General features: G+C 65.7%; 13 protein-coding genes. 3 read left to right on the top strand and 10 right to left on the bottom strand.

Going from position 1 to position 12715, the window contains the following annotated elements; genetic code table 11:
* Nucleotide 1 precedes the first annotated feature (1 nt).
* The 10 genes from BST42_RS11410 to BST42_RS11365 all read right to left on the bottom strand — a co-directional run bounded on the left by BST42_RS11410 (nucleotide 2) and on the right by BST42_RS11365 (nucleotide 9447).
* The gene (locus BST42_RS11410) at nucleotides 2-871 is read right to left on the bottom strand and encodes an SDR family NAD(P)-dependent oxidoreductase (RefSeq protein ID WP_083118680.1); all 870 of its coding nucleotides are present in this window, start codon (nucleotides 869-871) and stop codon (nucleotides 2-4) included.
* Nucleotides 864-1298 (bottom strand): nuclear transport factor 2 family protein, encoded by a 435-nt coding sequence (locus BST42_RS11405; protein WP_083118679.1) that lies wholly within the window; start codon nucleotides 1296-1298, stop codon nucleotides 864-866. Before BST42_RS11405 ends, BST42_RS11410 begins: the two co-directional genes overlap by 8 nt.
* A gap of 36 nt (nucleotides 1299-1334) precedes the next feature.
* Nucleotides 1335-3287, bottom strand: a complete 1953-nt coding sequence (locus tag BST42_RS11400) for an oxidoreductase (RefSeq protein WP_083118678.1) — start codon at nucleotides 3285-3287, stop codon at nucleotides 1335-1337.
* Nucleotides 3288-3374: 87 nt separating this feature from the next.
* Nucleotides 3375-4508: an NDMA-dependent alcohol dehydrogenase gene (locus tag BST42_RS11395; RefSeq protein ID WP_083118677.1), complete on the bottom strand. Its 1134-nt coding sequence runs from the start codon at nucleotides 4506-4508 to the stop codon at nucleotides 3375-3377.
* A 169-nt stretch (nucleotides 4509-4677) separates the two neighbouring features.
* On the bottom strand, nucleotides 4678-5217 hold the full coding sequence (locus BST42_RS11390; protein WP_083118676.1) for a nuclear transport factor 2 family protein: 540 nt from the start codon (nucleotides 5215-5217) through the stop codon (nucleotides 4678-4680).
* Nucleotides 5218-5219: 2 nt separating this feature from the next.
* On the bottom strand, nucleotides 5220-5429 hold the full coding sequence (locus BST42_RS11385; RefSeq protein ID WP_083118675.1) for a ferredoxin: 210 nt from the start codon (nucleotides 5427-5429) through the stop codon (nucleotides 5220-5222).
* A gap of 9 nt (nucleotides 5430-5438) precedes the next feature.
* Entirely contained in the window at nucleotides 5439-6797 is a 1359-nt protein-coding gene (locus BST42_RS11380) for a lanosterol 14-alpha demethylase (protein WP_083118674.1), read from the bottom strand.
* A complete protein-coding gene (locus BST42_RS11375; protein ID WP_083118673.1) occupies nucleotides 6794-7618 on the bottom strand; it encodes an SDR family oxidoreductase in 825 nt (274 codons plus the stop codon). The genes BST42_RS11380 and BST42_RS11375 overlap by 4 nt, the downstream gene beginning before the upstream one ends.
* A 24-nt stretch (nucleotides 7619-7642) precedes the next feature.
* The gene (locus tag BST42_RS11370; protein ID WP_083118672.1) at nucleotides 7643-8857 is read right to left on the bottom strand and encodes a cytochrome P450; all 1215 of its coding nucleotides are present in this window, start codon (nucleotides 8855-8857) and stop codon (nucleotides 7643-7645) included.
* On the bottom strand, nucleotides 8854-9447 hold the full coding sequence (locus tag BST42_RS11365; RefSeq protein ID WP_083118671.1) for a TetR family transcriptional regulator: 594 nt from the start codon (nucleotides 9445-9447) through the stop codon (nucleotides 8854-8856). Before BST42_RS11365 ends, BST42_RS11370 begins: the two co-directional genes overlap by 4 nt.
* A 174-nt stretch (nucleotides 9448-9621) precedes the next feature.
* Here BST42_RS11365 and BST42_RS11360 point away from each other — a divergent pair, with 174 nt between their 5' ends.
* The 3 genes from BST42_RS11360 to BST42_RS11350 are packed head-to-tail and all read left to right on the top strand — an operon-like array spanning nucleotide 9622 to nucleotide 12714.
* The gene (locus tag BST42_RS11360) at nucleotides 9622-11088 is read left to right on the top strand and encodes an aldehyde dehydrogenase (protein WP_083118670.1); all 1467 of its coding nucleotides are present in this window, start codon (nucleotides 9622-9624) and stop codon (nucleotides 11086-11088) included.
* Between the two features lie 28 nt (nucleotides 11089-11116).
* On the top strand, nucleotides 11117-11869 hold the full coding sequence (locus BST42_RS11355; protein WP_083118669.1) for an SDR family oxidoreductase: 753 nt from the start codon (nucleotides 11117-11119) through the stop codon (nucleotides 11867-11869).
* Entirely contained in the window at nucleotides 11866-12714 is an 849-nt protein-coding gene (locus BST42_RS11350; protein WP_083118668.1) for an NAD(P)-dependent oxidoreductase, read from the top strand. The genes BST42_RS11355 and BST42_RS11350 overlap by 4 nt, the downstream gene beginning before the upstream one ends.
* The last annotated feature ends 1 nt before the right edge of the window (nucleotide 12715 follow it).

The following is a 12715-nucleotide window of genomic DNA, read 5'->3' as shown; positions in this document are numbered from 1 at the left end:
GTCAGGCCAACATCGCCGCGATCTCGCCGACCGTCCAGGGCGGGCAGTCGTGATGGTCCCGGTAATTGATGAACTTCGGCGAGGGCTTGTCGAACCGGCCGACGAAACCGCCTGCGGCAATGAAGATCTGGCCGGTGATCTTGCTGGCAAGGTCGCTGACCAGGTAGGCGTACATCGGGGCGACGTATTCCGGTGGCGCGGCGTCCAGCGCACCCTGGGCGCTGACGTCGTCGAGGATGCCGCGTCGCCGCAACGATCCGATCTGATCCTCGAAGTCCGGCCCACTGGACAGCCGGGTCTTGGCACCCGGGCACACCACGTTGGCGCGCACGCCGTGTTCGGCCAGTTCGGCCGCGATCGCCATCGTCAAGCCGTTGACCGCACCTTTGCCCGCCGGATATCCGGTGCCGCCGTAATCGCCAAGGAAGGCAAAGGAACTGGTGTTGACGATCGCGCCCCGGCCGCGGACGACCATTCTGGGGGCGGCCGCCCGACAGGTCGCGAACGTGGTACCGACGTGGACGTCGAGGAGAGCGCGGAACTCGGCAGGGGTGACCGTGAGTATCGACGAGCCCCGGGGCTCGGGCGCACCCGCGCAGTTCACCAGGGCATCGACGGCGCCGAACTCGCTCTCGCACAGCGCAATCAACTCTTCGGCGACCGTCTCGTCGGCGGCCGAACCGGTGTGTGCGACGGCGCGGCCGCCGACCTGTGTGATGGCGGCCGCGGTCGCCTCGGCTGCCGCCTCGTCGCGACCGTTGACCACCACGCCGGCGCCGCACTCGGCCAGCAAGGCGGAGACGGCGGCCCCGATGCCCCGAGAGCCGCCGACGACGACGGCGCCGAATCCCTCGAGCGGGCGGTCACTCACCGCTGGCGGGAGCCTGACCGAACTGCATGCCGTCCATGTTCCAGTAGCCGCGCATGTTGGTGATCAGCCCGGCATCGTTGACGGAGTAGGTGAACACACCGCGCACCGTGCTGGTCATCCCGCCTTCGAATTGGCTGCGCAGCACCAGGATGTGCGCCACCTCGTTGGCGGAGCTGGATGGGAACGTCTCCTCGCAGGTGACCCGAAGGTTGTTGACCGAGATGTTCGCGTCGTAGAAGTCGGCGACGGCCGCCTTGCCGCGCACGCCGTTGCCGTCGGGGTTGGTGATGGCCTGCCCGATCGGATCCTCGATCACGACATCGTCAGCCATCAGGGCCAGCCAGCCCTCGCGGTCGTGCGACATCACGCATCGCCAGGATGCCTGCGATGCGGCCAGCGCGGGAGTTTGTTCGGTGGTCGTGGACATCAGTTCCTCCTTGGGTTGTCAGATACTGGGGGTTTGTCAGATACTGCAGGCGGCGCGAGCGCCATCGTCGGTGGCTTTTCGGATCAATCCCAGACCTGTGCAGTCGCCAACGGCATGCACCTTGGCGCCGGGCAACCGGTCGGTGATGGCGTCGAACAGGACGGTGTCCGCCTCGAGGCGTCCCGTGATGATCACGGCGTCGGCCGCGAGCCCGCGGCGGGTACCGCCATACGGGGTGAACACCACGCTGTCGTCGGTGATCTGGTGCACCTCGGCGCGCACGTGCACCGGGACTCCCAGGCGGTCGAGCCGGTCCATGTGTTCGGTGCGGCGCTTGAGGCCGACTTCGGCGGCGATGGTGCGTCCGGATTCCAGCACGGTGACGAATCGGTCTTGGGCACAGAGATATTCGGCGAGCTGGATCGCAGCGAGGCTGCCGCCGACTATCACGACTTGGCGACCGGCCGGGAGCGCGGCGGGGTTCATCAGCAGGTCGCGCGCCTCGTGACCGCTGATCACCCGGGGATTCCGGGCGCCGTCGATGTCGGGCACCACGATGTCGGCGCCGGTCGCGACGATCACCGCGTCGGGTTCCAGCTCGGCGACGTCGTCGACGCCGACCGGGTGGGACATCTCGACGGAGACGGTGCTGGCGGCGATTTCGCTGCGAAGGTATTTCAGGAACGGTTCGTTCTCCGGATGCACGATCGACGCCCACACCAGCGCACCGCCCAATTCGGCGTTGCGCTCGAACAACGTGACACGGTGCCCCCGTTCGGCGGCCACTCTTGCCGCCTCCAGTCCGCCGGGCCCGCCGCCGACGACCACAACGTGCTTGGGCTGCGTGACCGGGTGCACCGCCAGCTCGCGCTCCTTGCCGGTGCGGGGGTTCACCGCACAGTCGACCGCGAACCGCTGTTCCATGGCGTCTATGCAGTTCTCGCACGAGATGCAGCGACGGACCCGAGCAGCCTGGCCCGCTTGGACTTTCGCGACCAGGTCAGGGTCGGCCAGCATCGGCCGGCCCATCGCGATGAAGTCCGCGTGGCCGTCGGCGAGGATCTGCTCGGCGCGCGCGGGGTCGTGGATGCGGCCCACCGCGATCACCGGCACATCGACCACCTGCTTGACCGCGGCCGCGGCGCCGACGTTGAGTGCGTCGCCGTCGTCGGCGGCGTTGACCATCCCGGTGACCAGGCGGTCGATCACCCCACCGCTGACGTGGAAGGCGTCGACGCCGGCGGCCACCAGTTGCGGTGCCATCTGAGCCGTCTCGTAACTCGGCCGGCCGCCGGCCACCCGCTCGTAGCCGGAGATCCGCAGCGTGACCGGCAGCGTGTCGCCGATCTCGGAGCGGATGGCCGCCAGTGTCTGCAACACCACCCGGATGCGCCCGTCGGCGGAGTCGCCGCGGTACTCGTCGGTGCGCCGGTTGCGCTGGGGGGCAAGGAAAGACCCCAGGAACATGTACCCGTGTGCGGCGTGGAGTTCGATGCCGTCATAGCCGGCCTCGGCCGCGCGGCGCACCGCGGCTTTGAACAAGTCGATGATCCCGGTCAGCTGGGCCTCGGTCACCTCGGCCGAGGGACGTCCGGTCAGATACGACGGGATCACCGACGGGCCGAGCGACGTCACGCCGTGCATCTCGGGCCCGAGCCCGTCCGGGCCGGCGTGCACGATCTGCGGCTGGATCTTCGCGCCGTGCTCGTGGACGGCCTCGACCAGTGCGCGGTGGACGCTCACTGCCTCGTCGGTGCCGAGGTGTAGCCCGCCCGGAGTCTCGGGTTGCAGGTGGTCGATGCCGGTGGCGCCCACGGTGATCAGCCCGACACCGCCCTTGGCGCGAGCGGCGAAGTAGTCGCGCGTGCGCTGCGAGGGCAGACCCTCGGGCGTGCCGTACATGGTCTCCATCGGAGACATCACGAGCCTGTTGCGCACCGTCATCGAGCCGATGCGGCCCTCACGCAACAGGTTCGGGAAGCTGCTCATGGACGCTGCGCCATGAATTCCGGGCCGTGCCCGCGCCTTTGGGCAAGGCGGGCACGGCCCGGAAGATCCGCACAGGACACGCGCAGGTCAGCGGTCCTCGTCGGTGTAACGAATGACGCCGCGGATGTTGCGGCCCTCGAGCATGTCCTTGTAGCCCTCGTTGACCTGCTCGAGGCGGTACTGCCGGGTCACCATGTCGTCGAGGTTCAGGCGACCTGCCTTATACATCGACAGCAGCTGCGGGATGTCGTAGTGCGGGTTGCCGCCGCCGAAGATGGTGCCCTGCAAGCGCTTCTGCATGAGGGTCAGCATCGCCAGGTTCAGCGTGACATTGCTGTCGGCCATGTTCGCCACCGCGGTGGCCACCACGGTGCCGCCCTTGGCGGTGATGTTCATGTAGTGGTCGATGTCCTCGCCCTTGAGTTCGCCCACGGTGACGATGGTCTTGTGCGCCATCCGGCCCTGGGTGACCTCGGCAACGCCGGCCATCGCGCTGAAGATGTCGGGGTAGGCGTGGGTGGCACCGAACTTGAGTGCGTTGTCACGCTTGAACTCGACCGGGTCGACAGCGAAGATGTTGCGCGCACCCGCGTTCAGCGCACCCTGGAGGGCGCCGGTGCCGACGCCGCCGACGCCGACGATCACGACGTCGTCGCCGGGGCGGATGTCACCGCTGCGGACGGCCGAGCCGTAACCGGTGGTCACGCCGCAGCCGACCAGGCAGGCCACCTCGAACGGGATGGACGGGTCGATCTTCACCACCGAGCTCTTGTGCACCACCATGTACGGGCTGAAGGTGCCCAGCAGCGTCATCGGGATGACCGGCTGGCCGTTCTTCACGGCGTGGATGCGGTGGGTGCCGTCGGACACGGCAGTGCCGGCCAGCAGGCCCGCGCCCAGGTCGCACAGGTTGCGCAGCCCTTCCTGGCAGGCCGGACACTCACCACACGACGGGATGAACGAGAGCACCACGTGATCGCCGGGGGCCAGATGCTCGACGCCCGGGCCTACCTCGGTGACGACGCCCGCGCCCTCATGACCGCCGAGAACCGGGAATCCGGCCATCGGGATATCGCCGGTGACCAGATGGTGGTCGCTGTGGCACATGCCCGAAGCTTCCATCTGGATTTTGACTTCGTCTTTGACCGGGTCGCCGATCTCGATTTCCTCGATCGACCACGGTTGGTTGAACTCCCAGATGAGAGCACCTTTTGTCTTCACAGCGAACCTCCACTCGCAAAACCCGACCCCGGGGTTTTCCAGGGCGGCCGGCCGTGCCGGATGGTCAATCTAGGTCAAAATTAGAACGTGTTCCTGTCCTGTGGAACATTATGACCTCCGTCACTTCATCCTAGCGGTCGGGGCCCGGTTCTTGACAGCTGTCGAGTTTCTACCAGATCGGGACGGGGGCTTGACCCAGCGGGTAGTAACCCGGCAGCTTTTCGCCCGCGACGCTGCGCTCGATGCGCTTCTGCATGGTGGGAGTCAGGTCGCCCGACGAGATCAGCTTGACGAAGGCCTTCTGCACGTGGCCGAAGTCGAAGAAGTCGCGCTGCCATTCGATCAGCAGATCGTCGTTGAGCCGGAACCAGCTGCCGCCGATGCCGTAGATCTCGTCGGTGCCGCCGTCACTCTTATGCGCGATCTGCTTCCAGAAGCCGACGATCTCGTTCTGCTTCTCGTCGATGAGGACCTTCTGGTACTCGTAGACCCAGTTCTCCAGGCCTTCCATTTCTAGCCCGAGTGCGACCTCGCGGATCTGGTCCTTGCCGACGCACATCACGTCTTCCTTGGGGCCGATGTTCCAGCCGTAGGTGGCATCCTCGGTGTAGAACTCCGCGAGATTTGTCCAGTCGCCGGCCGCCTCGGAGTCCTTGTTGGCCTGCAGCCAACGCTCGGCCCAGTCTTCTAGTTGTTCGCGTGACGCCATTGTCAGTTTTCCTTTTCTGTTATGGATAGTGCTCGGGTAGGACACATTTCGACGGCTCGTTCGACGTCGTCGCGCATCTCGTCGGGTGGTTCGGAGTCGACGATCTCGACGACGCCGCGCTTGGGCACCTTGAAGATGTCGGGCGCCTCCAGTTCGCACATGGCGTGCCCCTGGCAGAGATCCTCGTCGAGTTCGATTCGGTAGCAACCCATGTCAGGCCTTCACGCCTTCACGCGCTTGCGGTAGCGCACCTTCGCAGGCCGGGCCAGCTGAACCACCATCTTCGAGTGATCGTTCTGGTAGGACTCGGGCGGCTGTGCCATCTCGAACTCGTACTCGCGCAACAGGACCGAGAAGATCGCCTTGATCTGCATCTGCGCGAACGCGGCTCCGACACAACGGTGCCGTCCGGCGCCGAACGGAATCCAGGTCCAGCGGTTGACGATGTCCTCTTGCCGGGGCTTCTCGTAGCGGTCCGGATCGAAGGCGTCCGGGTTGGGGAAATCCTCGGGGATGCGGTTGGAGATCGCCGGCGAGGCGGCGACCATCTGACTCTTGTGGATCGGGTAACCCTCGACCTCGAACTCGTCCTGGGCCACCCGCATCAGGATGATCAGCGGGGGATGCAGCCGCAGCGTCTCCTTGAGCGCGTTGTCGAAATTCGGGATCTGGCGTAGCGCATGGAAACTCACCTCCTGACCGTCGGAGTAGAGATCATCGAGCTCTTGTTGCACCTTGGCATAGAACTCGGGGTTGCGCAGCAACTCGATCAGCGTCCACGACGAGGTGCCCGAACTCGTGTGGTGCCCGGCGAACATCAGCGAGATGAACATGCCGGTGACCTCGTTGGCCGAGAACCGCGGATTGCCGTCGTCGTCCTTGATCGACACCAGGACGTCGAGCAGGTCGCGATCGCTCTTGTCGGTGGGCGGGTTGGCGATTCGGCCGTTCATGACCTCCTGCACCAGCGCCACCAGGCTGGTCCTTGCCTCGTCACGAATGCGGAAGCTCTCGATCGGTAGGTACGGGTCGACGTAGCAGAGCGGATCGGTCCCGCGCTCGAGCAAGTGGTAGTAATTCGCGAACCGCGAGTCGAGTTGGTTCCGGAACTTCAGACCGATCAGGCATGCCGTCGAGGTGTAGATGGTCAGCTCGGCGAAGAACTCGAGCAGGTCGATTTCGCCTTCGTCGCCCCAATTCTCGATCATGCGGCGGACTTCGTTCTCGATGGTCGCCGCGTGACCCTTCATCTGCTCACCGCGCAGTGCGGTGTTGTGCAGCATCTCCGCGCGCCGCTCGGGGTCGGCGTCGAACACCACTCCCTCGCCGAAGATCGGCGTCATGAACGGGTAGGCCTCGGCCTGGTTCAGGTCGGCATCGGGGGAGCGGAAGAAAAACTCGTTGGCCTCGGAACCCGTGAGCAGGATGACCTGCTTGTCGGCCAGTTGGAACCAGCCGAGGTCACCACATTCATCCCGGATGCGCTGCATCAGGCCGATTGGATCGGTGCGGAATTCCTCCAGGTGGCCGTGTTCCTCCTCGCCACCGGAGACTCGCTGAACCTCTTTCGTGATGGTCACGATGGCATCCCTTCCTCGCCGAGGGCGAGCTTCTGACGTTCGGTGTTGTCGGCCAGCGGAGCTTCGGGCTGGAGCTCCATGTTGGCGATGAACCCGCCGCGGGGTGTTTCCGCGACGAACGTGATGGCCCGCGCAAGATCGGCCGCGCGCAGGAAGTAGTCGTGCCTCGCCTGTCCCCATTTGGCCCAATCCTCCAGTGCGGGGCCGATCTTCTCGGCGGGCAGACTCCAGCCCATCGAGGTCTTGGTCGGTCCGGGGTGCACGATCGACGCGCGGACGCCGGTGCCCTCGAGCTCCATCTGGAAGTTGTTCACCATGGCAACCAGTGCCGCCTTGGCGGCGCCGTAGGCACCCATGTGCGGGCGCTGGCGCAACGAGACATCGGATCCCACGAAGATCAGGTCACCACGCCGGCGTTCCAGCATTCCGGGCAGCACGGCGTTCGCCAACCGGAAGGCGCCGACCAGATGGATCTGCAGCTGCGAATCGAATTCGTCGCTGGTGATCTCGTCGAGCTTGCCGAAGTAGGTGTCACCGGCGCCGGCGATCAGCACCTCGATGTCGCCGAGCGCCTGGGTGGACTGGGCGACAAAGGATTTCACCGAGTTCGGGTCGGTGACGTCGAGGTGGAAGCCGACGGCTTCACCACCTTCGGCGTTGATCTTGCCGACGATGTCGGTGAGCTTCTCGACGCGCCGCGCACCCAGCGCGACCGGGAATCCGTGCGCCGCGAGTTCGAACGCGGTGGCCTCACCGATACCGGACGAGGCACCGGCGACGATCGCCGGCCTGCGGTCGGGGAGAGGGGCGAAACGGGGCATTCGGGAACCTTTCGGGGCGTCCTTCTAGCGAGCTTGCACTGTGATGGGCAGATGGGCGAAACCGCGGACGTTGCTGGAGTGGACGCGCACCGAATTCGCTTCGTCGACCTCATAGCCGCGGATACGTTTGAACAACTCCTCCAACGCAACTCGCGCTTCCATCCGGGCGAGGTGCGCACCGAGGCAAAAGTGCGCGCCACTGCCGAAACTCTGCAGCTTCGCGCCGATGTCGCGGCCGATGAGATAGTCGTCGGGACGCTCGAAGGCACGCTCGTCACGGTGCGCCGATCCCGGCAGCAGCAGAACGACGTCGCCGTCCGGGATGACGGTGTCGTAGAGCGTCAGCTCACCGGCGACGGTGCGGGCCAGGATCTGGCTGGACGTGTCATAGCGCAGCGTTTCCTCGACCCAGAGGGGCACCCGGGACAGGTCCGTGTAGACCTCGGCCAGCTGGTCGGGGTTCTTGTGACCCCAAAATGCGGCATTGGCAAGCAGTTTGGTGGTCGTTTCGTTGCCGGCGATCACCATCAGGAACATGAAGCCCAGCACCTCGTCGTCGGTGAGCCGGTCACCGTCGATCTCGGCGTCCAGCAACGCTGACGTCAGGTCATCGCTCGGGTTCTTCCTGCGCTCTTCGACCATCGCCTGGTAGTAGACGATCAGGTTCAGCGATGCCTCGACGGCCTCCGGCGGCACGTCGGTGACGCCTTCCTCGCGGTGCATCACACCGTCGGCCCACGCCCGCACCTGCACGCGGTCGGCTTCCGGCACCCCCATCAGTTCGGAGATGACATCCATCGGCAGCTTGCCAGCGAACTCGTCGACGTAGTCCACCGTCCCTCCGGCGGCGGCCTTCTCCATCAAGACGTCGAGATGCTTGGTGGCGATCTCGGTGACGCGCGGCTCGAGCTCGCGAATCCGCCTGGGCGTGAAGCCTTTCGAAACCAGGGTCCGCAGCCGCAGGTGGGCCGGGTCGTCCATCGCCAGGAAGGACATCGTCTTGGAGGCGTGCGGCCCGCGGGAGGCCGGGTCCAGCGAGACACCGTATTTGTTGGACAGAGTCGTGCTGTTGCGGAATCCCTGGAGGACGTCGGCGTGCCGGGACAGCGCCCAGAACTTCAGGTCTTCGTTGTAGTACAGCGGAGCCTCGTCGCGCAGCCGCTTGTAGTACGGGTACGGATCCTCGTGGAAGTCGTAGTTGTACGGGTCCAGCACGATATCCGGACTCTGCACACTCATTCGTTCTCTCCCAGGATAAGGCTCACGACGTATTCCATCCGGTCGGCGACCTCGCGGTAACTCATCGAGCCGCTGCCGGCGTGCACGAGCGCGCCGAAGTACGTCATCTCCAGTGCGGACACGATCTTCGGATCGGCGTCCGGTCCCAGCGCCGATTTGATGCGTTTGTGGATCTCGGCGCCGATCCGGTCGCGGACTCGGACCACCCCGGCGTCGTTGCTCAGCACCGCGGTGGTGCAGGCTGCGGCGAACTCCGGCTCGTCGGCGATCACCAGCGCGAGGCTGCGCAGCGATTGTTGAACGCGGTGCAGCCGGGTGTCGTTGACGTCGGTGAAGTACGGCACCTCGAGAACCCGGTCGAGGTACACCTCGGCGATCAGATGATTCTTCGACGAGAAGTAGGTGTAGGCGGTGGCCGGCGCGACCTTGGCGCGTGCGGCGACGGCGCGGACGGTGAGGTCGGCGTACGACGATTCCCGCAGCATCTCCATGCCTGCCCGCAAGACCTTTCGGAAGGTCTCTTCCTGGCGACGATTGCGCGGCGCGTCGTCCCCGTTGGGGGTGGCGGCTACCGCGGCATCGCTGGACACATGTCCAGGTTATCGGAACCGTGTCTGACAAGGCAAGAGGTCGCGGTAAATTACCTGTTCGTATGCGTCCTGGCGCGGTCGAACGCCATACCCTTGCACCGTCCCCGCGTCTGCCGCTATGGTGCGAAAGACGAAATCTCGGACACGTGTCCAACGAAGCAGACGGGAATCGGGATGGCGATTGCGGCGGACAGGAACAGCGACCTCTTCATTGACGGGGAACTGGTGCCGGGCGGCAACGGCCGTTACCCGACGATCAACCCGGCGACCGAAGAAGTCTTGGGTACCGCGGCCGACGGCAATGCCGAGGACATGAGCCGCGCCATCGACGCCGCGCGCCGTGCCTTCGACACGACCGACTGGTCCACCAACACCGAACTTCGGGTGCGCGGCATTCGCCAGTTGCGCGATGCGATGAAGGAACACGTCGAGGAACTGCGCGAGATGACGATGGCGGAGGTGGGTGCGCCGCGCATGCTGACCGCGGCCGCCCAACTCGAGGGGCCGGTCGAAGACCTGTCGTTCTCCGCCGACACCGCCGAGAGCTATTCGTGGCGCCACGATCTCGGCGTCGCGGCGCCGATGGGCATCAAGACTCAGCGGACCATCGTCCGCGAGGCCGTCGGCGTGGTCGGTGCGATCACGCCGTGGAACTTCCCGCACCAGATCAACCTCGCCAAGCTCGGCCCGGCGCTGGCGGCGGGCAACACCATCGTGCTCAAGCCTGCTCCCGATACCCCTTGGTGTGCAGCGGTTCTCGGCGAGTTGATCGCCGAGCACACCGACATACCGCCGGGCGTGGTCAACATCGTCACTTCCAACGACCACTCGGTCGGAGCCATGCTGTCCAGCGATCCGCGCATCGACATGGTGTCGTTCACCGGCTCGACGAACACCGGCCGGGCGGTGATGGCCGCCGGCGCCGCGACCATCAAGAAGGTCTTCCTGGAGCTCGGCGGCAAGTCCGCGTTCCTGGTGCTCGACGACGCCGACCTGGCCGGCGCCTGCTCGATGGCGGCGTTCACCGCGTCGATGCACGCCGGACAGGGCTGCGCGATCACCACTCGTCTGGTGGTGCCGCGCGCCCGCTACGACGAAGCGGTCGAGGCGGCCGCGGCGACGATGGGCGGCATCAAGGCGGGCGACCCGACCAACCCCGGAACCATTTGCGGGCCGGTCATTTCCGAGCGTCAGCGTGACCGGGTGCAGTCCTACCTCGACCTCGCGATCAGCGAGGGCGGTCGGTTCGCGTGCGGAGGCGGGCGGCCGGCCGACCGCGACACCGGGTACTTCATCTCACCGACGGTGATTGCAGGCCTGGACAATTCCGCGCGGGTCGCGCGCGAAGAGATCTTCGGCCCGGTGCTGACGGTGATCGCCCACGACGGTGACGACGATGCGGTCAACATCGCCAACGATTCGCCGTACGGCCTGTCGGGCAGTGTGTTCAGCGGTGATCCCGAGCGGGCGCAGGGGGTCGCAGACCGGATGCGGGTCGGCACCGTGAACGTCAACGGCGGCGTCTGGTATTCCGCGGACGTACCTTTCGGCGGCTACAAGCAGTCCGGCGTGGGTAGGGAGATGGGTCTGGCCGGCTTCGAGGAATACCTCGAGCTGAAAGTCATTGCCACAGCGGTCTGACCGCACCACAGACTAGAGAGGAATTCGTATGGGACAGTTCGACGACAAGGTGGCCATCGTCACCGGCGCAGGCAGCGGTATCGGTCAGGCGTATGCCGAGGCCCTCGCCAGGGAAGGCGCGGCCGTGGTGGTCGCCGACATCAACACCGATGGCGCGCAGAAGGTCGCCGACGGGATCAAAGGTGAGGGCGGCACCGCGCTGGCGCTACCGGTGGACGTCAGCGATCCGGCATCGGCCAAGGCGATGGCCGACCAGACGCTCGCCGAGTTCGGCGGCATCGACTATCTGGTCAACAACGCCGCGATCTTCGGCGGGATGAAGCTGGACTTCCTGATCACCGTCGACTGGGACTACTACAAGAAGTTCATGAGCGTGAACCTCGACGGCGCTCTGGTCTGCACCAGGGCGGTGTACAAGAAGATGGCCAAGCGCGGCGGCGGTGCGATCATCAACCAATCCTCCACCGCGGCCTGGCTGTACTCGAACTTCTACGGATTGGCCAAGGCCGGGGTCAACAGCCTCACCCAGCAGCTGGCCACCGAACTCGGCGGTCAGAACATCCGGATCAACGCGATCGCGCCGGGGCCGATCAACACCGAGGCCAACCGCACCACAACGCCTCAGGAGATGGTTGCCGACATCGTCAAGGGGATTCCGTTGTCGCGCATGGGTGAAGTCGACGACCTGGTTGGGATGTGCCTGTTCCTGCTGTCCGATCAGGCGAAGTGGATCACCGGCCAGATCTTCAATGTCGACGGTGGACAGATCTTCCGCTCATGACAGAGGTCAAGGTCGGTTACATCGGGCTCGGAAATCAAGGCTTGCCGATGGCGAAACGGTTGGCCGAGTGGCCCGGCGGGCTGATCGTCTTCGACGTGCGGACCGAGGCCATGACACCGCTGGCCGAACTGGGTGCCGAGCGTGCGGATTCTGTCGCCGATGTCGCGAAAGCCGATGTCATCGAAGTGACCGTGCTCAACGACGAGCAGGTCCGCGACGTCGTCGGCGATCTCGCCGAACACGCCAAGCCGGGCACGGTGATCGCCATCCATTCCACGATCGAGCCGGACACTGCCGCCGAGCTGGCCGAGCAGCTGCGCCCCAAGGGAATTCACGTTGTCGATGCCCCGGTCAGCGGGGGAGCGGGTGCCGCCGACAAGGGTGAACTGGCCGTGATGGTCGGCGCCGACGACGAGGCGTACGACATCGTCAAGCCGGTGTTCAAGAAGTGGGCGTCACTGGTGGTTCGCGCCGGCGAGCCCGGAGCGGGCACCCGGATGAAGATCGCTCGAAACATGTTGACCTACATTGGTTTCACGGCCGCGTGCGAGGCTTCGCGGCTTGCCGAAGCGTCGGGAATCGACTTGCAGAAGCTGGGCCGGGTGGTGAGGCACAGCGACGCCCAGAGCGGCGGACCGGGCGCGATCATGGTCCGCGACGACACCAAGCCGCTGGAGCCGGACCACTTCGTCTACAACATGTTCATTCACACCCGCGGTCTGGCCGAGAAAGATCTGAAGTTGGCGCTGGGCCTCGGTGCGGCCAACGGCGTCGAACTGCCGTTGGCCGAGATCGCGCTACGGGACCTGGCGGCCGGTCTCGGTGTGCCCAACACGAAGGAGTGAC

Origin of the sequence: Mycolicibacterium rhodesiae (genome assembly GCF_002086695.1) — a bacterium.
Lineage (GTDB): Bacteria > Actinomycetota > Actinomycetes > Mycobacteriales > Mycobacteriaceae > Mycobacterium > Mycobacterium rhodesiae.
This window is presented reverse-complemented; position numbering and strand designations above follow the sequence as displayed.